We start from the raw sequence: 23857 nt of genomic DNA, 5'->3' as shown, positions 1-23857 counted from the left end.
GTGTTATCTCCCGTTGCTAAATGTTGGTCTGAGTGAGTTGTGTGTTGATCTCAAGCGGCAACCCGCTCAGACCTCCTCGACGCTGTTCGGCTCCCGCCGGGACAGGTCGATGCCCAGTTCCTCCGCCGCCCGGAAGACGTCCTCCTCGCTGTCGCGCATCTCGACCCGGCTTCCGTCGGACGAGAGCACCTCGACATTGAGGCAGAGGGACTGCATTTCCTTGACCAGAACCTTGAAGGACTCCGGGATACCCGGCTCCGGAATGTTCTCGCCCTTGACGATCGCCTCGTACACCTTGACCCGCCCGACGACATCGTCGGACTTGATGGTCAGCAGTTCCTGCAGCGCGAAGGCGGCGCCGTAGGCCTCCAGGGCCCACACCTCCATCTCGCCGAACCGCTGGCCGCCGAACTGGGCCTTACCGCCCAGCGGCTGCTGCGTGATCATCGAGTACGGACCGGTCGAACGGGCGTGGATCTTGTCGTCGACCAGGTGGTGCAGCTTCAGCATGTACATGTAGCCGACGCCGATCGGGTCCGGGAACGGCTCACCCGAACGACCGTCGAACAGCTTCGCCTTGCCCTGCCCGTTGACCATCCGGACGCCGTCGCGGTTCGGCAGCGTCGAGGACAGCAGGCCGGTGACCTCTTCCTCCGTGGCGCCGTCGAACACCGGGGTGGCGACGTTCGTCATCGGCTCGGCCGCACCGGCGCCGATCTTGATCAGCCGCTGCGCCCACTCCTCCTCGTTCTCAGGGTCGACCTCCCAGCCGCGGGAAGCGATCCAGCCGAGGTGGGTCTCCAGCACCTGGCCGACGTTCATCCGGCCGGGCACGCCCAGCGGGTTGAGGATCACGTCGACGTGGGTGCCGTCCTCGAGGAACGGCATGTCCTCGACCGGCAGGATCTTCGAGATGACGCCCTTGTTGCCGTGCCGGCCGGCCAGCTTGTCGCCGACCGAGATCTTCCGCTTCTGGGCGACGTACACCCGGACCAGCTGGTTGACACCCGGCGGCAGCTCGTCGCCGTTGTCCCGGTCGAAGACGCGGACGCCGATGACGGTGCCCTCCTCGCCGTGCGGGACCTTCAGCGACGTGTCGCGGACCTCGCGCGCCTTCTCACCGAAGATCGCGCGCAGCAGCCGCTCCTCCGGGGTCAGCTCGGTCTCGCCCTTCGGGGTGACCTTGCCGACCAGGATGTCACCGGTGGTGACCTCGGCGCCGATCCGGATGATGCCGCGCTCGTCCAGGTCGGACAGCATCTCGTCGGAGACGTTCGGGATGTCCCGGGTGATCTCCTCCGGGCCCAGCTTGGTGTCGCGGGCGTCGACCTCGTGCTCCTCGATGTGGATCGAGGTCAGCAGGTCCTGCTGCACGACGCGCTGGCTGAGGATGATCGCGTCCTCGTAGTTGTAGCCCTCCCACGTCATGAACGCGACCAGCATGTTGCGGCCGAGGGCCATCTCGCCCTCGTCGGTGCACGGACCGTCGGCCAGCGGCGTCCCGACCTCGACCCGCGCGCCGGCGTCGACCAGCGGGCGCTGGTTGATGCAGGTGCCCTGGTTCGAGCGGCGGAACTTCGCCATCCGGTAGGTCTGGTACGTGCCGTCGTCGGCGGCGATCTCGATCAGGTCGGCCGAGACCTCCTTGACCACACCCGCCTTGTCGGACACGACCACGTCGCCGGCGTCGACCGCACCGCGGAACTCCATGCCGGTACCGACCAGCGGGGCGTCCGAGGTGATCAGCGGCACCGCCTGGCGCTGCATGTTCGAACCCATCAGCGCGCGGTTGGCGTCGTCGTGCTCGAGGAACGGGATCAGCGCGGTCGCGACCGACACCATCTGGCGCGGCGAGACGTCCATGTAGTCGACGTCGTCGACCGGAACCAGCTCGACCTCACCGTGGCGGCGACGGACCAGCACGCGCTCCTCGGCGAACCGGTTCTCGTCGTTCAGCGCGGCGTTGGCCTGCGCGATGACGAACCGGTCCTCCTCGTCCGCGGTCAGGTAGTCGACCTGGTCGGTGACCTGGCCCTCGACGACCTTGCGGTACGGCGTCTCGACGAAGCCGAACGCGTTCACCCGGCCGTACGACGCGAGCGAGCCGATCAGACCGATGTTCGGGCCTTCCGGCGTCTCGATCGGGCACATCCGGCCGTAGTGCGACGGGTGCACGTCACGGACCTCGAAGCCGGCCCGCTCACGGCTCAGACCACCCGGGCCGAGCGCGTTCAGCCGGCGCTTGTGGGTCAGGCCCGCGACCGGGTTGGTCTGGTCCATGAACTGCGACAGCTGGGAGGTGCCGAAGAACTCCTTCAGCGCCGCCACCACCGGACGGATGTTGATCAGGGTCTGCGGCGTGATCGCCTCGACGTCCTGGGTCGTCATCCGCTCGCGGACCACCCGCTCCATCCGGGCCAGGCCGGTGCGGAGCTGGTTCTGGATCAGCTCGCCGACCGTGCGCAGACGACGGTTGCCGAAGTGGTCGATGTCGTCTTCCTCGACCACGATCTCGCCGGTCGGGGCGGGCAGCTCGGTCTTGCCTTCGTGCAGCGCGACCAGGTACTTGATCGTGGCGACGATGTCGTCGACGGTCAGCACCGCCATGTCGTGCGCCTCGTCACGGCCGAGCTTCTTGTTGATCTTGTAGCGACCGACCTTGGCCAGGTCGTAGCGCTTGCCGTTGAAGTAGTAGTTCTCCAGCAGCGCCTGCGCGGCCTCGCGGGTCGGCGGCTCACCCGGACGCAGCTTGCGGTAGATGTCGAGCAGCGCGTCGTCCTGGCCGGACGTGTGGTCCTTCTCCAGGGTCAGGCGGATCGACTCGTAGTCCCCGAACTCCTCGAGGATCTGCGCGTCGGTCCAGCCGAGCGCCTTCAGCAGCACGGTGACGTTCTGCTTGCGCTTGCGGTCGAGGCGGACGCCGACCATGTCCCGCTTGTCCACCTCGAACTCCAGCCACGCGCCGCGCGACGGGATGATCTTGGCGGTGAAGATGTCCTTGTCGGACGTCTTGTCCGGCGTGCGCTCGAAGTACACACCGGGCGAACGGACGAGCTGCGACACGACGACGCGCTCGGTGCCGTTGATCACGAAGGTGCCCTTGCGCGTCATCAGCGGGAAGTCACCCATGAAGACGGTCTGGCTCTTGATCTCGCCGGTCTCGTTGTTCATGAACTCGGCGGTGACGAACAGCGGAGCGGAGTACGTGACGTCCCGCTCCTTGCACTCGTCCACCGTGTTCTTCGGCGGCTCGAAGCGGTGGTCGCGGAACGACAGCGACATGGTGCCGCTGAAGTCCTCGATCGGGGAGATCTCCTCGAAGATCTCTTCCAGGCCGCTGGGGCCGGACAGGTCCGACCGCCCCTCGGCCTCGGCGGCGGCCACCCGGGCCTGCCACGTTTCGTTACCGACCAGCCAGTCGAAACTGTCCACCTGCAGCGCAAGCAGATCCGGAACCTGGAGAGGCTCGGAGATCTTTGCGAAGGAGATGCGGCGGGGGCCGGTGACGTTGGAAATGCTGTCGGACTGGGGGTTGCGCGAGGCGACCAAGGGGCGTCCTTCCACGGGCTCGCAAAATCACATCGGTGCTGGGAGCGCACGCCAAGCCGCCCCAGTCAAGTTGGGAACTCGAGCGAGGGCGAGAGAAAGGCAGCGCAAAGCAATAGGCTACATGATCCAGGCAAGCCTGTCCAATGGGGTCCAATAGTCTGCCTCGGACCACCCTCTCCGTCAAGGACCGACCCGGAGTCTCCAGCGGGCAGATCACCCACGAGACACCCGGCGCCCCAAAGGTCGCGGAGTTAGGAAAAGATTACAGTCCGGCGATCTCCTGGACCAGCCATCGGTCGCCGTTTCGGACCATCGTGAACCGGGTCCGGTTCAGGTCCACCCGGGGACTACCCTTCGTGATCGTGCTGGTGGTCGTCTGGTTGACGAAGATGATCAGCGTGACCCGGTCGGCGTCGCCGTCGCGGACCCCGACCTCGCGGACGTCGGCCTTCACCGTGGCCTTGGTCTTGGTGGCCAGCTCGCCGGCCACCTTCGCGGTCTCGTCGAACTTCGCGGCGAAGTCCGGAGTCATCGTCGCCCGCGCAGCGGCGAAGCTTTTGTCCAGGTCACGGTAGTCATAGCTGAGCGCCGTCTCGGCCGCCTTCCGGCCCGCCGCGGCTGCCTGGTTGCGGGCGTCCTCGGCCTGCTTCCCGTGCCAGGCCTTGATGCCGAGCACCGCTGCGACGGTCAGGGTGAGGATCACGACGATGCCGAGCGCGGCCGTCAGCGCCGTCCCGAGACCGCGTTTCTGCTCACTCTCCGTAGAGATTTCGGGAGCAAGTGACTCCTCGGTAACGGGCTCCGAAACCTCTTCTGTGGTCGGGGTCACATCCCGCGGACGGGGCTCCTCGACCTCTTCTACGACGTCCGGGGTGGGCTCGGCCGGGGTCAGGGCGGCAGGCTGGTCCGGTTTCGCGGTGCGGCGCTGGCCGGCGATACGGGGGCGGTTGCGGGGCGTCGGCATCAGCCCACCACCTGGAGGTCGGCGGTCAGCCAGCGGTCCTTCTCGCGGACCACGTCCAGCTTGATCCGGTACCGGCGCTGGACGCCCTCGGCCGAGGCCGTGTTCGTCACCACCGCGTTCACGATCACCAGCACCTGCGCGGAGTCCTTGTCGTTGGAGACCACAGCAGCCTCCTTGACGTCGCCCTTGGAGGTCGCCTTGTTCGTCACCACGTCGGTCTTCACCGCGTCGATCCCCTGCTGGAACTCCTGTTTGAACTGCCCGGTGGAGTCGTCGATGACCCGCTTCGAGTCCGCGTCCCAGGTCTGGTAGTCGTACGTCGTGAAGTCCAGCGCCAACTGCCGCGCCGCCTTCATCGCGCCGTCACGCTGCGAGTCGTCGGCCCGCTGCTTGCTCAGGGCGACCACCGACAGCGTGAGGCCGGCGAGCGCCACGATCAGCAGCACGCTGAGTGCCCAGGCCAGCACGAGCCGGCCGTTCCGTGCGATCACTGGCCGGTCACCGGTCCAAGGATGAGTGCCTTCCAGGAATCGCTGCCGAGCAGGTCCTGCTGTCCGCCGGTGGAGCCCAACGTCATCCCGGGCATCCCATCGGCTCCGCCCGCGGCGCCGGTCACCGGGTCGTACCCGAGGCCGTAGCCGGACCGGTTCAGGTCCTCCCGCGACGACGGCGACGGCTTGTTCTGCGAGCCGCGGACGTTGATCCCGCTCGACGGTTTCGCCGTACACCCGGCCTTCGTGTTCGCCGGGGTGTCCTTCACGTCCTGCGGGACCCGCTTGTCCGTGCCGCCGTACCCGGGCCGGCAGGCCGGCGGCTGGAGCCCGACGACCAGCCCGAAGTGCGCGTCGTAATGCCCCGTCCCCGGGTCCTTGGCCGGTACGACGTACCCGCCCATCGACACCGCCGGGTACACCACGAACAGCTGCTCGACGGCGTCCAGCCGGACCGCGGTCAGTTCGCTCACTGTCAGCAGGTTACCGAGCAGCACCGCGACCGACGCGCTGTTGTCCTGGATCAGGCCGGTGATCTGGGTGGACGCGAGCGAGCCCTGGTCGATCACCTTGCGCAGGTTGGCGTCCGAGCTGACCAGGGTGTCGGACAGCAGCGCCAGGTTCTTCGCCCAGGTCTTGATCGCGTCGCCGCTGGCCACCTGGGTGGCGAGCACGGTGTCGCCGTCGTTGATCAGCTTGATGGTCTGCAGCACGTTCGCGTCCGCGTCGTCGATCAGCTTGCCGGAGCTGTCGATGATCTTCTGCAGGTCGGTGCCCTTGCCCTTCAGCGCCGCCCCGAGCTCGCGGACGGTGGTCCGCAGGCTCTCCTTGTCGACCGAGTTCACCAGCTGGTCCAGGTTCAGCAGCAGCTCGGTGGTGTCGATCGGGATCGCGGTGTCCTTGCGGTCGATTGTCGAGTTGTCCTGCAGGTACGGCGCCCCGTCGCGGCGCGGCTGCAGGTCGACGTACTGCTCGCCGATCGCGGACCGGTTCGCGACCACCGCGAGCAGGTCGTTCGGGATCTTCACCTTCTTGTCGATGTCGAGGTTCACCTGGACACCGTCGGAGAGCAGCTTGAGCTCGCCGACCCGGCCGACCGGCTGGCCGCGGTACGTCACCTCGGCGCCGCTGAAGATGCCGCCGGACTCGGAGAAGCTGGCGCTCACCGTGTAGTCGTCGTCGACGATCAGCTTGTCGATCTGGGCGTACCGCGCGCCGACGAAGGCGACGCCGACGACGGTGATCAGCAGGAACACCATCAGCTGGATCCGGACCGCTTTCGTGATCATCCGACCACCCCTGGCATCAGCGCCTTGGCCAGGTCGGGATCGAACCCGGCCCGGTTCAGCGTCGGCGAGCAGACCGGCAGCCCGAGCACCGTGATGCACGTCGTCGTGGTCCCGGTCGGCACCGGCAGCGACGGCAGCACGCTGCCGGGAGCAGCGCTGGTGGGCAGGTGCACCGGCAGGCTGATCCGGTTGGTCGGGATCGCGGTCGGCCCGACCGTCGGCAACTTGATTCCGAGCAGCGTGTCGAGTGCCTTCTTGGTGTTCACGTCCAGCGTGATCCCGAGGTTGGTGTAGTCACCCTTCGCGGCCTTGGCGGCGTTGTCGGGGAACGGATAGGTGAACAGCAGCTCCAGCGACTTCGGCAGGTTCTCCCCCGCCTCGGCGAGCTTGGTCAGGATCGGGTACAGCGACTTCAGGTTGGCGACCAGGTCCTTCTGCGCCGACGTGATCACCCGGGTCGCGGTGTTGCCCAGCGTGGCCAGCGCCTGCAGCGTCTTGACCAGCGCGGCGCGCTGCTTGTCCAGGGTCGCGATCGACGTCGGCAGCGAGTCGATCGCGGTCGCCAGCGTCGCCTTCTGCGCGTTCAGCTTCTTCGCGAGCGCGTCCACCGACTTGATCGCCGTGACGATCCGGTCCTTGTTCTGGTCCAGGGTGCCGACGAACGTGTTCAGCTGGGTCAGCACGCTGCGGATGGCCGGCTCGTTGCCGGTCAGCGCCTTGTTCAGCTCCTGCGTGATGATCTGCAGCTGGGCCACCCCGCCGCCGTTCAGCAGCAGCGAGAGCGCGGACAGGACTTCCTCGACCTCGACGTTGCTGGTGGTCCGGGACAGCGGGATCACCTCGCCGTTGTCGAGCTTGCCGCGCGGCTTCTCGGTCCCGGTCGGGCTCGCCAGCGACACGAACTTCTCGCCCAGCAGACTGGTCTGGCGGATCGTGGCGTGCTCGTTGTCCGGCAGTTCGAGGCTCTTCGGAAGCTTGATCCGCACCTTGGCGACGTAGCCGTCCAGCCACACCTTCTCAACCGTGCCGACGGTGACGTCGTCGACCTTCACCGACGACTTCGGCACCAGGTCCAGGACGTCCGCGAACTCGACGGTGACCGTGTACGACGGCCCCTTGATCTTCGCGCCACCCGGCAACGGCAGCGAGTACACGGAGAAGTCACAGCCGCTCAGCAGCATCGCGAGGGCAGCCACCCCGGCGACAATCGACGTACGGCGTCTCATCGGACCAGCCCTCCGAGCGTCGGGTCGACGGGGTCCGGGCTGTTCAGCGGGGCCTTCGGTGCCGGCGCCCACGGCGTACCGGCCGGACCGCCGCTGACCGGCGCGGTGCCGGTCAGCTGCTCGATCAGCGGCAGCTTGGCGAGGGCGTCCAGGACCGGCTTCAGCGTGGAGCACGTCGACATCGGCTGGTTCGCCTGCAGCAGCAGCGAGCAGACGAAGGTCGCCGGGTCGTCGAGCTGGCCCGGGTTGATCCGCTGGTCCAGCGTGCCGAACTGCGGGTTGTAGATCCGGGCCAGGTTGCCGAGGCCGAGCGGCGCGGTGTCGAGCACCTCGGCCAGCGCGGCCTTCTCGTTCACCAGGATCTGCGACAGCTTGGTGGCGCCGGTGACCGTGTTCTTCACCAGCGTCCGGTTCTCCTTCACGAACGTCGCGACCTCACCGAGCGCGGTGGCGAGCAGCGACAGCGACGTACCCAGGTCCTTGCGCTCACCGGCCAGCGTGGTCGAGACCGCGGCGAAGTTCGTGTTGAACTGCCGGACCAGCTGGTCGTTCGCGGCGAGCGCGGACACGAACGTCTGCAACTGCCGGATCGTGTTGAACAGCGCCGACGAATTGCCCGACAGCGTGCTGGTCAGCTTCGAGACGTCGGTGATGGTCTGGTTCAGCTTCGCGCCCTGGCCGTTCAGGTTCTTCGCCGAGACGTCGAGCAGCCGGGCCAGGGCGCCCTGGTCGTTCGCGCCCTTCGGCCCGAGCGCCACCGACAGGTCGTTGAGGCTCTGGTAGATCTGGTCGAGCTCCAGCGGTACGGCGGTCCGGTCGAGCGGGATCTGCGCACCGTCGGCCATCACGGCGCCCTTGGAGTACGCCGGGGTGAGCTGCACGTACCGGTCCGCGACGATCGACGGCGACGCGATCACCGCCTTCGCGGTGGCCGGCACCTTGTGCTTGGCCTCCCACCAGAACTTCACCCGGACACTGCGGCCGGCCGGCGTGACGCTCTCCACCTCGCCGACCTTGATGCCGAGGATCCGGACATCCGATCCCGGGTACACCGAGACCGCGCGCGGGAAGTACGCCGTCGCCGTCACCCGCTCGGGCTTCGGCCACAGCGTCACGACGCTGACCGCGAGGATCACCACGACGACCCCGACCGCGATCAGCCGGGACAAGGCGTTGACCTTCATCAGCCGCCACCTCCCAGGATCGCCGGCAGGCCGGGGATCGGGACCTTCGGCAACGGGATCTCCGGGACCGGCGCCAGGTTCTGCAGGTAGGTGTCGAACCACGGCCCGGTGCCGAGCGTGTTCGTGAAGACCCGGACGAACGGCGCCAGACCCTTGATACTCGCGTCCAGGGAGTTCTGGTTCTGCAGCAGGACAGCGAGCACCGCGTTCACCTTCTGCAGCGTCGGCCCGAGATCCTTGCGGTTCTCCCGGACCAGCGCGGTGATCTGCGCGGACAGCTTCTGCGTCGACACCAGCAGTTGGTGGATCAGCGCCCGCCGGGCCTGCACGGCCTGGAAGACCTTGTTGCCGTCCTTCATCAGCTTGATCAGCTGCTGGTTGCGGTCGGCAAGCACCTTGGTGACCACGTTCGAGTGCTGCAGCAGCAGCTTGAGCTGCTGGTCGCGGGCGGCCACGTTCCGGGACAGCCGGGACAGGCCGGTCAGTGAGGCCTGCACCTCTTCGGGCGTGTTCTTGAACGTCGCCGACAACGTGTCCAGGGCCTTCGCCAGCTGAGCGGTGTTGATCCGCTCGGTGGTGTTGGCCAGATCGGTGAACGCGTCAACCACGTCGTACGCCGAGATCGTCCGCGCCAGCGGGATCTCGGAGCCCGGCTTGAGCTCGCCGGCACCGGCCGGGTTGAGCTTCAGGTACTTCTGGCCGAGCAAGGTCTTGATCTTCATCTCGGCGCCGGTCTCGTCGCCGAGCTTCACGCCCTTGTCGACCACGAAGTCGACCCGGACGTGGGTGCCCTCGAGCTCGACCGTGCGCACCTTGCCGACGCGGACGCCGGCCACCCGGATCTCGTCGTTCGGCTTCAGGCCGCCGGCCTCGGAGAACTGCGCGGAGTACTTCGTCCCGCCGCCGATCAGCGGCAGGTCCTGCGCCTTGAACGCGGCCAGCATGATCAGCCCGATCACCGTCAGGCCGATCACGCCGATGGTGACCTGGTTCTGCTCCCGGAACGGCTTCACTTCTTGCACCTCGCCGAGTTGAGGTCGTAGGCGACCGGGATGCGGGTCCCGGTGGGCAGCGTGACGTTGCCGTCGAAGTTGCACAGGTAGAAGTTGAACCAGGAGCCGTACGACGCGGTCCGGGTCATCGTGTTCAGCTTCTCCGGCATGAACTGCAGGGTCTTCACCCAGATCGCCTGGGTGTCGTCGAGCGTGGTCGCGACCGCGCGGAGCTTGTCCAGGTCGGCCTTGATCGGCACCCGGGTCTGCTGCAGCAGGCCGGCGGTCTTGGTGTTCAGCGAGTTGATCGACGTCAGCGAGCCGAGGATCGGGGTGATGTCCTGGCTCAGGCCGGTGATGAACTGCTGCAGGTTGACCAGCAGCTGGGAGAAGTTCGCCTGCCGCTGGGACACGATCTGCAGCGTCGAGGTCAGGTTCGTGATCAGGTCGCCGATCACCTGGTCGGCGTCGGCCAGCGTGGTGGTCAGCGACGCGGTCTTGGCCAGCAGCGACTCGATCGTGCCGCCCTCGCCCTGCAGCACCTTGATCACCTCGAACGCGAACTGGTTCACGTCCGCGGGGGTGAGCGCGGTGAACAGCGGCTTGAAGCCGTTGAACAGCACCGAGAGGTCGAGCGCCGGCGTCGTCCGTTCCTTCGGGATGACGCCGTTCTTCTTCAGCCGGTCACCGCCGCCGAGGCCGTCGGTGAGCGCGACGTACCGGTTGCCGACCAGGTTGCGGTAGCGCAGCGTCGCGTGCGTCGAGGTGTCGATGACCTGGTCGGAGTCGACGCTGAACGTCACCATCGCCAGCGTGTTCTGGTACAGGGCGATCTTGTCGACCTGCCCGACCTTCACGCCGGCGATCCGGACGTCGTCACCCTGGTTCAGCCCGACCGCGTCGGTGAAGACCGCGCGGTACTTCGTGGTCGGGTTGAAGCTGATGTTCCCGATCGTCACCGCCAGCAGCGCGGTCGCGACGGTCGTGATCACCACGAAGATCCCGAGCCGGACGGTGTCGAACGTGGTCTTCCGGTCGAAGAAACTCATTTGAGATTTACCTGCCCTCCGCGGAGGAGGGGCCCGACCATCAGGGTGGTCAGATCGGGTACGTCGTTCGCGGCGACGCCCATCTCGGGGCCGACGACCGAGTCGATCACCTTCTGCTCGGCCGGCGATCCGACGCCCTGGGTGTCCATCGCGAAGCCGGGCATCGCGCGGTTCAGCTTCAGGTCGAGCGGGAAGCGCTGGTTCTTGTTGTGGTCGCCGATCACGCCGTCCTCACCGGTGATGTACGGCGCCGGGTTCTCCTGGGTGTACGGACCCGGCTTCGAGCCTGGGTGGCTGTAGTTCTTGCCGACACAGGTCGGCCCGCGGTGGTCCTTGTACACCGGCAGTTCGTTCGGCTCGTACGGCGTCGGCTGGTTGGTGATCAGCTCGAGGTTGATGTTCAGCCGGCCGTCGCGGAACGTGTCGTTCAGGATCGGGGTGGTGTCGGTCATCACCTGGAGGAAGCACGGCACCTCGGGCGAGTACCGCTCCAGCAGGTCGAGGACGGGACGGGTGACCTGGCCGAGCCGGATCACCCGGTCCTCGTTGGCCTTCAGGAACGTGTCCCCGGTCGTGGACAGGTTCTGCACGTCGACGAAGAACTGCTGCAGCTGCTTCTGCTTCTCGACGATCGTGTTGCCGGTGGTCGTCAGGTTCCGCAGCGCGCGGACCAGGTCCGGCGTCGCGTCGCCGTAGATGTCCGAGACCGTGGTCAGCTTGGCGAGCGCGTCCATCAGCTTCGGGATGTGCGGGTTCAGCTTCTTCAGGTACCCGTCGAGCTGGGTGAGGGTGCCGGCGATCTCGGCGCCGCGGCCCTCGAGCGCGGTCGCGAGCGTGTTCAGCGTGGCGTTCAGGTCCGCCGGGTCGACGGCCTGGAGCAGCGGCAGCGCGTCGTTCAGCACCTTCTCGATCTCGATGCCGACCGCGGTCTTGTCCCGGCTGATCACGTCACCGGCCTTGATGTGCGCGCCCTCCGGACCGCTCGGCGGCACCAGTGCGACGTACTTCTCGCCGAACAGCGTCTTCGGCAGGATCCGGGCGCTGACCGCGGCGGAGATCTCGTTCACCTGCTCCGGCTTGAGCGCCAGGTCGACGGTCGCCTCGTCGCCGTCCGTGGACACCCCGCGGACCTCGCCGACGATGATGCCGCGCAGCTTCACGTCCGCGTGCTCGTTGAGCTGCAGGCCGATGTGGCTGGTCTTGAGCTCGACGTTCACGGTGTCGGTGAAGACCTTGGCGTAGAACGCGTACGTCAGCCAGAGCAGGAACACCAGCACGCCGATGAACGCGACGCCCAGCACCTTGTGCGAGATCAGTTTGGTCACGTCAACCCGCCAGCCTGACGGTGGTCGTCGTACCCCAGATCGCCATCGACAGCAGCAGGTCGACGACGTTGATCACGACGATCGACGTCCGTACGGCGCGACCGACGGCGACGCCCACACCGGCCGGGCCGCCACTCGCGTGGTAGCCGTGGTAGCAGTGCACGAGGATCACCAGGACCGAGAACACCAGCACCTTGCCGAACGACCAGAGCACGTCTCCGGGTGGCAGGAACAGGTGGAAGTAATGGTCGTACGTGCCCGTACTCTGCCCGTAGAACGTGGTGACGGTGAGTCTGGTCGCGAAGTACGACGAGAGCAGGCCGACGACGTACAGCGGGATCACCGCGATCAGGCCGGCGATGATCCGGGTGGTGACCAGGAACGGCAGCGACGGGATCGCCATCACCTCGAGGGCGTCGATCTCCTCGCTGATCCGCATCGCGCCGAGCTGCGCGGTGAAACCGCAGCCGACAGTCGCGGCGAGTGCGATCCCGGCGATCAGCGGGCCGATCTCGCGGGTGTTGATGTACGCCGACACGAAGCCGGCGAACGCCGACGTACCGATCTGGTTCAGCGCCGAGTAGCCCTGCAGGCCGACCTCGGTGCCGGTGAAGAACGCGAGGAACGTGATCACGCCGACGGTGCCGCCGATGACCGCGAGCGCACCGCTGCCGAGCGTGACCTCGGCGAGCAGGCGGAGGATCTCCTTGCGGTACCGGGTGACGGACTTGCCGGACCAGGCGAGCGCCTTGATGTAGAAGGCGAGCTGCTCACCGAGGTGGTCGAGCGAGTTGAGCGGCTTCTTGACCAGCACGTCCACGAGGGCCGACACGTCAGGCCCCCTTCGGCGGGACGAGCTGGAAGTAGATCGCGGTCATCGAGAAGTTCGCGACGAACAGCAGCATGAACGTGATGACGACCGACTGGTTCACCGCGTCACCGACGCCCTTCGGACCGCCGCCCGCGTTCACACCCTTGTACGACGCAACGATCGCGGCGATCGCCCCGAAGACGAGCGCCTTCGCCTGTCCCTGCCAGAGGTCGGGCAGGTGTGCGAGCGCAGTGAAGCTCGCGATGTAGCTGCCGGGTGTACCGTCCTGGAGGACGACGTTGAAGACGTACCCGCCCATCACGCCGACCACGCTGACGAACCCGTTCAGGAAGAACGCGACCAGCATCGTCGCCAGCACACGCGGTACGACGAGGCGCTGGATCGGGTCGATCCCGAGCACCATCATCGCGTCCAGCTCCTCGCGGATCTTCCGCGAGCCGAGGTCCGCGCAGATCGCCGAGCCGCCGGCGCCCGCGATCAGCAGCGCGGTCGCGATCGGCGAGGCCTCTCGTACGACGGCCAGCACCGCGGCGGACCCGGTGAACGCCTGCGCGCCGAACTGCTTGATCAGGCCGCCGACCTGCAGCGCGATCACCGCGCCGAACGGGATCGCGACCAGCGCGGTCGGGATGATCGTCACGCTCGCGACGAACCAGGCCTGCTGGAGGAACTCCTTGACCTGGAACGGCCGGCGGAACATGGCCCGGCCGGTGTCGAGAGCGAAGGCGAACAGCGAACCTGCCTGCTTCAGCGGGGCGGTGGCGGAAACGGTCACCTGGCGCCCACCACGTTGGTTTCGAACGAACCCGGCGGTGGGGTGACGCCGTTCTCGCGGCACCAGGCGCCGGGCTCCCGCTGCGTCGGCCGGAGCATCCCGCTGCTCGGCAGCTGCTGGATCGGGATCGGCGGCAGCGGCGGCAGTTCCTGGCCGGCCTCGGCGGCCAGCTCGTCGGCGTCCTTCTCCTCGGACATGCCGATCGGGCCGACCATCTGCGCGTTCAGGAACTGGCGGACCACCGGCTCCTCGCTGGACAGCAGCATCTCCCGCGGCCCGAACATGGCCAGGTGCCGGTGGTAGAGCATGCCGATGTTGTCCGGCACGGTGCGCGCGGTGTTCACGTCGTGGGTGACGATCAGGAACGTCGGGCTGAACGCCTCGTTCAGGTCGATCATCACCTGGTTCAGGAACGACGTACGGACCGGGTCGAGGCCGGAGTCGGGCTCGTCGACGAGCAGGATCTGCGGGTCCAGCACCAGCGCGCGGGCCAGACCGGCGCGCTTGCGCATCCCGCCGGAGATCTCGCCGGGCAGCTTCTTCTCCGCACCCACCAGGCCGACCATCTCCATCTTCTCCATCACGATGGAGCGGATGTCGGACTCGGACTTCTTGGTGTGCTCGCGGAGCGGGAACGCGACGTTGTCGTACAGGTTCATCGAGCCGAACATCGCGCCGTCCTGGAACAGCACGCCGAACAACCGGCGTACGTCGTAGAGCTCGCGCTCGCTGCAGGTGGCGATGTCGGTGCCCTCGATGTACACGTGGCCCTTGTCGGGCTTGAGCAGACCGATCAGCGTCTTCAGGAACACGGACTTACCGGTACCGGACGGGCCGAGCATCACGCAGATCTCACCGGCGGGCAGCGTCAGTGAGACGTCGCCCCAGATCAGCTGGCTGCCGAAGGACTTGGTGAGACCTTCGACGCGGACTTCGACGCCCACCGGTCCTCCTCACGGGAATGTCTGCTGCTGCCCAACGACAGGGCAGTGGCCTAGGTTACGCACGAGTACGGTTTTGCGTAACCCCTGGAAGTCAAGCGGTTGCGATACTAACCATCACGTAATAGCAGAAGGGCGGCCCCCAAGCGGGGACCGCCCTTCTCTACACATTCGTTACGGTCCTTGACGGAACGTAACTGAGGTCACTTCAGGGTGACGGTGGCGCCGGCGCCCTCGAGGGCCTCCTTGGCCTTCTCCGCGGCAGCCTTGTCGACCTTCTCCAGGATGGCCTTCGGAGCCGACTCGACGAGGTCCTTGGCCTCCTTCAGGCCGAGGCTCGTGAGACCGCGCACCTCCTTGATGACCTGGATCTTCTTGTCGCCGGCCGACTCGAGGACGACGTCGAACTCGTCCTGCTCCGCGGCCTCTTCGGCGGCAGCCGGGGCGCCCGGGGCACCCGCAGCGGCAACGGCGACCGGGGCGGCGGCGGTGACGCCGAACTCCTCCTCGAACGCCTTAACGAACTCCGACAGCTCCAGCAGGGTCAGTTCCTTGAACTGGCCGAGGAGCTCTTCGGTGCTGAGCTTCGCCATGGTGGCGGTCCTTCCTAACAATGGTGCTTGGTGATCACTGATGGGGTGTTGCGGTGAGATGCCTCAGCTGTCCGCTGCGGCAGTCTCCTCGGCGCTCGCCTCGGCAGGTGCCTCGACCGTGTCCTGGACGGTGTCCTGAACGTCGGCTGCCGGAGCAGCCTCGGCCGGCAACTTCTCCTGCAGCGCCGCGAACAGGCGCGCGGCCTGCGACAGCGGAGCAGCGAACAGCGACACCGCTTGCTGCGGGGCCGCCTTCATCGCACCTGCGAGCTTCGCGAGGAGGACCTCACGCGACTCCAGGTCAGCGAGCTTGCTGATCTCGTCAGAGCTGAGCGGCTTGCCGTCGAGCACGCCGCCCTTGATGACGAGAAGGGGATTCGCCTTGGCGAAGTCACGCAGGCCCTTGGCCGCAACCACCGCATCGCCCTTGATGAAGGCGATGGCCGACGGACCCTCGAGCAGCGAGTCGAACGACTCGACACCCGCGTCCTTGGCCGCGATCTTGGTCAGCGTGTTCTTCACCACGGCGTAGTTCACGTCGTCACCGAGCGAAACTCGAAGCTGCTTGAGCTGCGCAACGGTGAGACCGCGGTACTCGGTCAGCACGGCGCCGTTGGAGCTACGGAACTCGTCCGTCAGCTCCGCGACAGCGGCTGCCTTGTCCGGCCTCGCCATGGGGGTCTCCTTCTTTCGGCTTCCATGCCTCGGACCCCTGACAATGAAAAACGCCCCTGCGCAGGCGCAAGGGGCGTGAACATACTGCTGTCACTCTCCAAGTCACCTGCGCGGGCCGCCCACCTGAGTGGGACTTTCAGCTACCTAGGGCAGCAACCAGCGGTCTTCGGCAAGGTCCAGAGTAATCGCTGAAGTCACTCGGACAAAATCGGTTGTGGGTGCGGGGGGATCCAGCGGTGCATCGCGGTGGCTGCGGCCCAGCCCGTCCCCGCCATGATCACGATCGCCGGCCCGAGCCCCAGCAGCGCAGTCGCACCCGCGAGCAACAGCGGTCCCGCACCGTTCCCAGTATCCGCGAACAACCTGAACGCCCCAAGGAACTGAGCCCGTCCGACCGGCGGTGAGGCGTCCGCACCGAGCGTCATGATCACCCCGGCACCCAGCCCGTTCCCGATCCCCATCAGCAGCGCGACCGCGGTCAGCGTGGCCGTGGTGTGCGTCAGCGGGAGCAGCAGATGCGCCAGCCCCAGCACGATCATCGACGGTACGGCGACCCACTTGCGACCGAGCCGGTCCATCACCGAACCCGCCGGATAGAACAGCAACATGTCCACCGCACCGGACAGTCCGAAGATGATGCTGGTCGTCTGCGGATCCAGCCCGATGTGCAGCGCCCACAGCGGGATCACCACCTGCCGCGAGGCCCGCACGGCCCCGACGAGCAACGCTCCGACACCGAGAGTCCGCAGTACCGGGAAGTGGTCGCGGATGACGCCCCAGGTCGACTGTGCCGCGATCGGTCCTCTCCCGCGGCGGTTGGCGACGTCCGGCAGGCTGACCAGGACCGCGCACGCGAGTACGGCGGCCACCAGGTGCACCCAGTACGCGCCGTCGGTCCCGAGGAACTTCATCGCGCCCGCACCGAGGAACGGACCGATGAACGAGCCGATGCGCTGTACGCCGCCCAGCGTGGACAGCGCCCGGGCCCGTAGCTCGATCGGCACGGCCTCACTCAGGTAGGCCTGTCGCGCGAGGCCCCAGACCGCACCGGCCAGTCCGGTGCAGCCGATGGCAATCGCCAGGCCCCAAACAGTCGGAACCACCAGACAGGCTGCCAGTGCGAGTGCGACGAGGACGGTGGCGGCCAGCATCGCACTGCGCTCGCCGATGCGGTTCGTGAGTGCGCCGGCTGGGATGTCGCCGATCACCTGGCCCAGTCCGGCGGCACCGACGACCAGACCGGCCACGGCAACCGAGGCACCCAAGTGAGTGGCGGACAGGGCTACTACGGGCGCAATCGCGCCTTGCCCGATCCCGTAGAGCAATGCGGGCAGATAGACAGCTGGTGCGATCTTCCAGAGACTCCGCATCACCGGCCGCCGGCCAGCGCCGTACTGCGGTCCCGGGCGACCGGGGTGGCCCCCAGCAACTCCGACACCGACCAGGCACCTTCGGCGACCCTCATCCCGAACTCCTCCATCCGCTCGACCGGCATCCGCATCTCGGGGCCGGAGACACTCAGACAGCCGGCGACGTCACCGGAGTAGCCGAACACCGGCGCCGCGACGCTGCAGATCCCCGGCGTCCGCTCGGTCCGCGACATCGCGTACCCGCGCCGGCGGATCGCCGCGAACTGCTCCGCGAGCACCTCCGGGTCCGTGATGGTTGCCGGCTGCACCTGTTCGAGCGGGCCCTTCAGGACCTCTTGCTGCCGCTCGAACGGCAGGAACGCCAGCAACGCCTTCCCCGGCGCACCGAGTGGCAGCGCGACCGGCAGGCCGAACTCCGTGTAGGTACGCCGCAACTGGTGATGGCTCTCGACCTGGTCGAGGACGACGCGCTGCCCCGACGGGAGCAACTCGTGCACGGCCGCGGTCTCCCCTGTGTCATCGCGGAGTGCACGCAGCACCGGCAGGGCAGCGTCGCGCAGGCCGGCCGGGATCCCGCCGCTGTGCGCCAGTTGTACGACCAGCGGACCGATCGCGTAGCGCTTGTGGGCGGTCTGCCGAACCAGCCCGTTCTCCTGCATGGCCAGCAGCAGCCGGTGCACGGTGCTCGTGGACAGCCCGGTCGCCCGCGCCAGATCACTGATCCCGAGATCGGGCGTCCGTGCATCGAAGCACCGAAGAATCGCCACAGCCCGATCAATCGACTGCACCGAACCCCGCGCTTCCTGCATGGTGAAACCATATCCCGCAATACGGGAAACCTGTCGAGGTAGTGTCCAGCCGGTGAGCATCACCGCCGCCTGGAGCCGGCTCGACGCCTGGCTCGCCCAGCACGCTCCGGCGACGTACGCCGTCCTCGCACCGCCCGCCACCGACGCGGACCTGCGGATCGACCTCGAACTTCCACCCGAGTTGACCGAGTCACTGCGCTGCCACAACGGCGTGACGGCCTGGGCGAACCTCCTGCCGGAGGCGTTGCCGTCGAGCGCCGCCCAGATCGCCGAGAACTGGCAACTGCGAATGGACCTCGCCGCGGACGTCGACGGATTCGCGGTGCATCCGCCGGAACCGGAGCCCTACTGGCACCCGGCGTGGATCCCGTGGGCCGACGGTGACGGCGATCTTCAGGTCATCGACCTGCGCCCCGGCCCGACGCACGGACGACTGGGTATGGCCGCTCACGACGGGACCGGTGACTTCACGGCCAGCTGGCCGGACCTCACGTCGTACCTCTCAGAGGTGGTGCACTCCCTGCACCACGGCACCGGCGTCAACGGCTGGTACCCGTACCTCACCACCCACCAGGAGCTCTGGTGGGACCGTGGGCCGGACCAGCAGACCGTCAACGACGAGCCGCTGGTCCGGGTGCCGCGGGACTAGCTCAGGACTGCCAACGCGTCGATCTCGACCAGCATGTCCGGCAGCGGCAGGCCGGTGAAGACGGTGGTCCGCGACGGCAGGACGCCGCTCGGCGTCCGCGTCGACACGAACTCGGCGTACGCCTCGTTCATCGCGGCGAAGTCCTCGCGCTGGGTGAGGTAGACGCGCAGCATCACCACGTCGTCGATACTCGCGCCGCCGGCCTTCAGGATCGCCTCGATGTTCTGCAGCACCCTGGTGGTCTGGCCCTTCACGTCACCGGTGAACACGAAGTCGCCGCTGGCCGGGTCGACCGAGCCCTGGCCGGACACCTGGAGGATGTTGCCCTTGCGGACGCCCTGCGAGAACACCGGCATCGGCGGCGGCGCGTCGGTGGTGGAGACTGCGCTCTTGTCGGACATGAGACCTCTCATCAGTTGTAGTCGGCACTGATTGCTTCTGCGGTGGCGAGCAGGTCTGGCAGTAGCTCGAGCACCTGGTCATAGTTCAGCAGTACGTCGGGCACGGACAACGACACGGCCCCGACAACGCGCCCGGTGCTGTCACTCAGCGGCGCACCGATGCAGTTGATGAACGACTCGTGCTCTGCCTTGTCCTGCGCCCAGCCACGCTCTCTGGTCACCTGCAGCTCGTCCCGCAACCGGTCCGCGTCGGTGATGGTGTTCGGCGTGTACGCCTTGTAGTCCAGGGTCTGGAGGACCGCCTCCTGCTGCCGTTTGGGCTGTGCGGCCAGCAGGACCTTTCCGACCGCGGTGCAGTGCAGAGCCGCCGGTACGCCGACCTGCGAGTACATGCGCACCGAGCGCACGCTGTCGAGCTTGTCGACGTAGATGACCTCGCCGTTCTCCCAGGCGGCCAGGTGAACCGTCTGGCCGGTCTTCTGGTTCAGCTCCCGCAGATGCGGCGCGGCAACCTGCCGTACGACGTGTTGCTCGCGCGCGACATCCGCGAGCGCGAACAGCTGCGAGCCCAGGCGGTACCGGTGCTGCGCGTCCCGCCGTACGAACCGCTCTGCCTCCATGGTGCGCAGCAGACGGAGCACTGTCGTCTTGTGCACGCCCAGCTCGGTCGCGAGCTGGTCCAGCGACCGCTCCCCCTCGCCGAGGCTCTTGAGGATCTGCAGTGCTCTGCCGAGGCTCTGACTCATACCTTGGTCGCCGCCCACTCCTCGTCGGTGGCGTTGAGCAGCCGCTCCCGCTCAGCCGCGGCCGGCGGTGGCGCGTGGTCCTCCGGCGCAGTGAGCACCGCCGCGGCGTTCAGATGCCCCAGGCGCAGCCGTTGCACCATCGGCAACCCCTGCAACGTCGCTGCCAGAAACCCGGCCGCAAACGCGTCCCCGGCGCCCACCGTCTCTACAACCTCTACGGACAGCGCGGGGACTGCAGTGCGACCGCCTGGCTCCAGCACGATCGCCTGGTGCGCGTCATCCTTCACAACCAGGACAGGCGTTCCCAGACGCTCGTACAGCTCGTCCGGATCGCCTGTGCCTGCAAAGACCTCTGCCTCGTCCGCACCGATCAGCACAATGTCTGCTGCCTTGAGCAACCGCCACAACGGCGCAGGGTCCCGGTCCCTCCACAGCGCCGGCCGCCAGTTCAGGTCCACGCTGAGCAGGAACTCCCGCGGCTCGGTCGCCAGCCGCTCCAGCATGTCCGCACTGGTCGTCGAGATCGCCGCAGTGATTCCTGTGGTGTGCACGAGCTTGGCTTGCATCAGCCGGTCTCTCACTTGCTGTCGATCCAGGAACTCTGGCGACATCGCAGCAGCCGCGGAGCCGGTCCGGTAGTAGTGCATCCGGGAGCGCCCGTCCGCGGACTCCTTCACGTAGAGCGCCGTCGGCCTCGTCTGGTCCAGCTCCACGCCCCCGACCTCGACACCCCGCGCCCGCAGATCCCGCAGTACATGCCGACCGAAACCGTCGTCGCCGAGCCGCGAGATCCAGCCGGTCGGTACGCCGAGGGCCGCCAGCCCACCGGCCACATTGCACTCCGCCCCACCGACCGACCGCCGGAACGTCTCCACGTCTTCGAGCGGTCCCGGTCCGCCCGCCAGCATGATCATCGCCTCACCCAGACAGATCGCGGCCGTCTCAGAGAGCGGTTCGGGCATCGGCACTCCTTGGCGGCGGGGTGATGGGATGGGGGTGCGTTGACGCGACTTCGGGCGCGATGCTACAACCGACGAGTCAGAATGCGCAATGAGCGTTGCGTATTTTGCAATCCCAACCCAGGGGGTCAGATGCCTGCTTACGATGCCGACGCCGTCGCCGCTCTCGCCGATCAGCAGGTGAGCTGGCAGGACAAGGCCCTGCCGCCCGCCTTCTGGGGCCGCACCGTCGCGGAGGTGCTGGCCGGCAAGCCTCGGCTCTCGCAGCTCCCCACTCCGCTGATGACGCTGTCGGCCCCCGGCCTGCGACACAACGTCGACACCCTCGCCACCTGGTGCACCCGGCACGGCGTGGAGCTCGCGCCGCACGGCAAGACCACGATGGCGCCCGCGCTCTGGGCGATGCAGCTGGACGCCGGCGCCTGGGCGATCACGCTCGCCAACGGGTTCCAGCTCGGTGTGGCCCGCGCGTACGGCGTACAACGTGTGCTGATCGCCAACGCGGTGATCTCGCCCCTGCAGCTGCGCTGGATCGCGGACGAGCTTGCGAACGACCCGTCGTTCGCGGTGCTGGTGTGGGCCGACTCGATCCGCACCGTCGAGCAGATGGAAGCGGCCCGATCGGCGTACGTCGGCGCGGACGCGCGACCGCTCGACGTGCTGGTCGAGGTCGGCGGCATCGGCGGCCGGACCGGCGCCCGTGACCTCGAGACCGCACTGGCGGTCGGCGACGCGATCGCCGCCGCGTCGACGCTGCGCCTGGCCGGCGTGGCCGGGTACGAGGGCGCGATCGGGCACGGTGTCGACGAGGCCAACCTCGAGGAGGTTCGCGCGTACCTGCGGGAGCTGGCGACCGTTCACCACCGGCTGCGGCCGAAGTACGACGCCGACGTCGTGCCGGTGGTGAGTGCGGGCGGGAGCCAGTACTTCGAGCAGGTCGCGAAGGTGCTCGCCTCGGAAGCGGGCGAAGGCGCCCGGGTGGTCCTGCGTTCCGGCGCGTACATCGCCCACGACGACGGGCTCTACCGCCGGGTGTCGCCGCTGGGCGAGCACCCGCGGACGGACGGCGAGCAGCTCGTGCCCGCGATGCACGGCTGGATGCGGATCACGTCGCAGCCCGAACCGGGTCTGGCGATCTTCGACGGCGGGCGCCGCGACTTCCCGTTCGACCAGGACTATCCCGAGCCGCAGCTGATCCGGCCGCGGTCGGAGGGCTCGCCGATCCTGCCGGCCACCGGGATGAAGGTGACGAACCTCAACGACCAGCACGGCTACCTGCAGTTCGGCGACGACCAGGACGTGGTGATCGGCGACGAGCTGCGCGTCGGCCTGTCACATCCCTGCACGGCCTTCGACAAGTGGGGCCTGATCCCGGTCGTCGACGACCCGGACGCCGCGGATCCCGTGATCGTCGACCTGGTCCGGACGTTCTTCTGACATGAGCGATCTTCTGATCACGGGGGGGCTGGTCGTCGACGGCTCGGGCGCGCCCGGGTACCGCGCCGACGTGGCGGTTGACGCCGGGCGGATCGTGGCTATCGGCAACGATCTGCCGGCGGCGCACCGGACGATCGAGGCGGACGGGCTGGTGCTGTCGCCCGGGTTCATCGACATGCACTCGCACTCGGATCTGCAGATCCTGGTCAACCCCGACCACACCGCCAAGGTCAGCCAGGGCGTGACGCTCGAGGTCCTCGGTCAAGACGGCCTGTCCTTCGCGCCGATCGACGACCCGACGCGAGCCGTCGTACGCCGCCAGATCGCCGGCTGGAACGGGGAGCCGGACGACTTCGACTTCTCCTGGTCGACGGTCGCCGGGTACCTCGACCGCCTCGACCAGGGGATCGCCTGCAACGCGGCCTACCTGGTCCCGCAGGGCACGTTGCGCCTGATGGTCGTTGGCACCTCCAACCGTCCGGCGACCGTCGACGAGCTCGCGCGGATGAAGCAGCTGCTCGCGGACGGGCTGCGCGACGGTGCGGTCGGGATGAGCAGCGGGCTCACGTACACGCCCGGCATGTTCGCCGGCACCGACGAGCTGGTCGAGCTGTGCGAGGTCGTCGCGGCGTACGGCGGGTACTACGCCCCGCATCAGCGCTCGTACGGCAAGGGCGCTCTCGAGGCGTACGCCGAGATGGTCGACGTCGCACGCCGCGCCGGGTGCGCGCTGCACCTGACCCACGCGGTGATGAACTTCGCCCCGAACGCGGGCCGGGGCCCCGAGCTGGTCGAGATGATCGACAAGGCACTGGCGTCCGGCGTGGACGTCACGACCGACACCTATCCGTATCTCCCCGGGGCCACCACCCTGGCGGCGATCCTGCCGAGCTGGACGGCCGAGGGCGGACCGGATGCGCAACTGGCCCGGCTCCGCGACCCGGCCGCGCGGGAGCGGATCACCTACGAGCTGGAGCAGGTCGGATCGGACGGCTGCCACGGCTGCGTGGTGGAGTGGGACACGATCGAGATCGGCGGTGTGCGCAATCAAGCGCTTTCGGAAACGGTCGGAAACACGGTCGGTGCGCTTTCCGAACGTTCCGGAAAGCCGGCCGCGGACGTTTTCTTCGAGATCCTGCTGGCCGACGATCTCGCCACCTCGATCCTGCAGCACGTCGGCCACGAGGAGAACGTGCGCGCGATCATGCAGCACCCGTCGCACACCGGCGGATCGGACGGGATCCTGGTCGGCGGGAAGCCGCACCCGCGCTCCTGGGGCACGTTCCCGCGGTACCTCGCCCGGTACGTCCGCGAGCTCGGTGTACTAGACCTCGCCGACTGCATCCACCACCTGACCGGCCGTCCCGCCCGTCGCCTCCAGCTTCCGGATCGCGGGCTGGTCCGCGAGGGGTACGCCGCCGATCTGGTCCTTTTCGACCCCGCGACGGTCCAGGACACCGCCACGTTCCCCGACCCCCGCCGGCAAGCGGCAGGCATCCCGTACGTCTTCGTCAACGGCACCCCTGTCATCGACGACTCCCACCGAACGACCGCCCGCCCCGGCCGCTCGATCCGCCGTACCTCAGCTGAGAGGAATTAGT

The 23857-nt window shown here is 67.8% G+C and carries 22 protein-coding genes; 3 read left to right on the top strand and 19 right to left on the bottom strand.

The window, feature by feature from the left end; genetic code table 11:
• Nucleotides 1–66: 66 nt before the first annotated feature.
• The 16 genes from rpoB to E0H92_RS07255 form a co-directional block, all read right to left on the bottom strand.
• Entirely contained in the window at nucleotides 67–3549 is a 3483-nt protein-coding gene (rpoB, locus tag E0H92_RS07330) for a DNA-directed RNA polymerase subunit beta (protein WP_131465678.1), read from the bottom strand.
• Nucleotides 3550–3811: 262 nt separating this feature from the next.
• Nucleotides 3812–4513, bottom strand: coding sequence for a hypothetical protein (locus E0H92_RS07325; RefSeq protein ID WP_131495768.1), 702 nt, complete (start codon nucleotides 4511–4513; stop codon nucleotides 3812–3814).
• A complete protein-coding gene (locus tag E0H92_RS07320) occupies nucleotides 4513–5004 on the bottom strand; it encodes a hypothetical protein (protein ID WP_131495767.1) in 492 nt (163 codons plus the stop codon). Before E0H92_RS07320 ends, E0H92_RS07325 begins: the two co-directional genes overlap by 1 nt.
• Entirely contained in the window at nucleotides 5001–6293 is a 1293-nt protein-coding gene (locus E0H92_RS07315) for an MCE family protein (protein WP_131465673.1), read from the bottom strand. Before E0H92_RS07315 ends, E0H92_RS07320 begins: the two co-directional genes overlap by 4 nt.
• Nucleotides 6290–7519, bottom strand: coding sequence for an MCE family protein (locus tag E0H92_RS07310; protein ID WP_131495766.1), 1230 nt, complete (start codon nucleotides 7517–7519; stop codon nucleotides 6290–6292). Before E0H92_RS07310 ends, E0H92_RS07315 begins: the two co-directional genes overlap by 4 nt.
• Entirely contained in the window at nucleotides 7516–8703 is a 1188-nt protein-coding gene (locus E0H92_RS07305) for an MCE family protein (protein WP_131495765.1), read from the bottom strand. Before E0H92_RS07305 ends, E0H92_RS07310 begins: the two co-directional genes overlap by 4 nt.
• Nucleotides 8703–9716 (bottom strand): MCE family protein, encoded by a 1014-nt coding sequence (locus E0H92_RS07300; protein WP_131465667.1) that lies wholly within the window; start codon nucleotides 9714–9716, stop codon nucleotides 8703–8705. Before E0H92_RS07300 ends, E0H92_RS07305 begins: the two co-directional genes overlap by 1 nt.
• Nucleotides 9713–10744 carry an MCE family protein gene (locus E0H92_RS07295; RefSeq protein WP_131465665.1) on the bottom strand — a complete coding sequence of 344 codons (1032 nt, stop codon included), beginning with the start codon at nucleotides 10742–10744 and terminating at the stop codon, nucleotides 9713–9715. The genes E0H92_RS07300 and E0H92_RS07295 overlap by 4 nt, the downstream gene beginning before the upstream one ends.
• Entirely contained in the window at nucleotides 10741–12069 is a 1329-nt protein-coding gene (locus E0H92_RS07290) for an MCE family protein (protein WP_238153113.1), read from the bottom strand. The genes E0H92_RS07295 and E0H92_RS07290 overlap by 4 nt, the downstream gene beginning before the upstream one ends.
• Nucleotide 12070: 1 nt before the next feature.
• Complete coding sequence (locus E0H92_RS07285; protein WP_131465663.1) at nucleotides 12071–12901, bottom strand: MlaE family ABC transporter permease; 831 nt, start codon at nucleotides 12899–12901, stop codon at nucleotides 12071–12073.
• Nucleotide 12902: 1 nt separating this feature from the next.
• On the bottom strand, nucleotides 12903–13676 hold the full coding sequence (locus tag E0H92_RS07280; RefSeq protein ID WP_131465661.1) for an MlaE family ABC transporter permease: 774 nt from the start codon (nucleotides 13674–13676) through the stop codon (nucleotides 12903–12905).
• On the bottom strand, nucleotides 13673–14620 hold the full coding sequence (locus E0H92_RS07275) for an ABC transporter ATP-binding protein (RefSeq protein WP_131465659.1): 948 nt from the start codon (nucleotides 14618–14620) through the stop codon (nucleotides 13673–13675). Before E0H92_RS07275 ends, E0H92_RS07280 begins: the two co-directional genes overlap by 4 nt.
• A gap of 200 nt (nucleotides 14621–14820) precedes the next feature.
• Entirely contained in the window at nucleotides 14821–15210 is a 390-nt protein-coding gene (gene rplL / locus E0H92_RS07270) for a 50S ribosomal protein L7/L12 (RefSeq protein ID WP_131465657.1), read from the bottom strand.
• Nucleotides 15211–15273: 63 nt separating this feature from the next.
• Nucleotides 15274–15885, bottom strand: coding sequence for a 50S ribosomal protein L10 (gene rplJ, locus E0H92_RS07265; RefSeq protein ID WP_131495764.1), 612 nt, complete (start codon nucleotides 15883–15885; stop codon nucleotides 15274–15276).
• Between the two features lie 194 nt (nucleotides 15886–16079).
• Nucleotides 16080–17255 (bottom strand): MFS transporter, encoded by a 1176-nt coding sequence (locus E0H92_RS07260; RefSeq protein WP_131495763.1) that lies wholly within the window; start codon nucleotides 17253–17255, stop codon nucleotides 16080–16082.
• Complete coding sequence (locus tag E0H92_RS07255) at nucleotides 17255–18064, bottom strand: IclR family transcriptional regulator (protein WP_131495762.1); 810 nt, start codon at nucleotides 18062–18064, stop codon at nucleotides 17255–17257. The genes E0H92_RS07260 and E0H92_RS07255 overlap by 1 nt, the downstream gene beginning before the upstream one ends.
• Nucleotides 18065–18116: 52 nt before the next feature.
• Between E0H92_RS07255 and E0H92_RS07250 the strand changes: the two genes are divergently transcribed.
• Complete coding sequence (locus E0H92_RS07250; protein ID WP_238173333.1) at nucleotides 18117–18713, top strand: SMI1/KNR4 family protein; 597 nt, start codon at nucleotides 18117–18119, stop codon at nucleotides 18711–18713.
• Here the strand turns inward: E0H92_RS07250 and E0H92_RS07245 are convergent.
• The 3 genes from E0H92_RS07245 to E0H92_RS07235 are packed head-to-tail and all read right to left on the bottom strand — an operon-like array spanning nucleotide 18710 to nucleotide 20822.
• Nucleotides 18710–19114 (bottom strand): RidA family protein, encoded by a 405-nt coding sequence (locus tag E0H92_RS07245; protein ID WP_131495760.1) that lies wholly within the window; start codon nucleotides 19112–19114, stop codon nucleotides 18710–18712. The genes E0H92_RS07250 and E0H92_RS07245 overlap by 4 nt on opposite strands.
• A gap of 11 nt (nucleotides 19115–19125) precedes the next feature.
• Nucleotides 19126–19860 (bottom strand): IclR family transcriptional regulator, encoded by a 735-nt coding sequence (locus E0H92_RS07240; RefSeq protein WP_131495759.1) that lies wholly within the window; start codon nucleotides 19858–19860, stop codon nucleotides 19126–19128.
• Nucleotides 19857–20822, bottom strand: a complete 966-nt coding sequence (locus E0H92_RS07235; protein WP_131495758.1) for a sugar kinase — start codon at nucleotides 20820–20822, stop codon at nucleotides 19857–19859. The genes E0H92_RS07240 and E0H92_RS07235 overlap by 4 nt, the downstream gene beginning before the upstream one ends.
• A 129-nt stretch (nucleotides 20823–20951) precedes the next feature.
• Here E0H92_RS07235 and E0H92_RS07230 point away from each other — a divergent pair, with 129 nt between their 5' ends.
• Both E0H92_RS07230 and E0H92_RS07225 read left to right on the top strand, forming a co-directional pair.
• The gene (locus E0H92_RS07230; protein WP_131495757.1) at nucleotides 20952–22256 is read left to right on the top strand and encodes a type III PLP-dependent enzyme domain-containing protein; all 1305 of its coding nucleotides are present in this window, start codon (nucleotides 20952–20954) and stop codon (nucleotides 22254–22256) included.
• 1 nt (nucleotide 22257) lies between these two features.
• A complete protein-coding gene (locus tag E0H92_RS07225) occupies nucleotides 22258–23856 on the top strand; it encodes an N-acyl-D-amino-acid deacylase family protein (protein ID WP_131495756.1) in 1599 nt (532 codons plus the stop codon).
• The last annotated feature ends 1 nt before the right edge of the window (nucleotide 23857 follow it).

The organism is Kribbella speibonae, from assembly GCF_004331375.1.
Taxonomy (GTDB): domain Bacteria; phylum Actinomycetota; class Actinomycetes; order Propionibacteriales; family Kribbellaceae; genus Kribbella; species Kribbella sindirgiensis.
The sequence above is the reverse complement of the archived record's forward strand: the minus strand, read 5'-3'. Positions and strand labels throughout refer to the sequence as shown.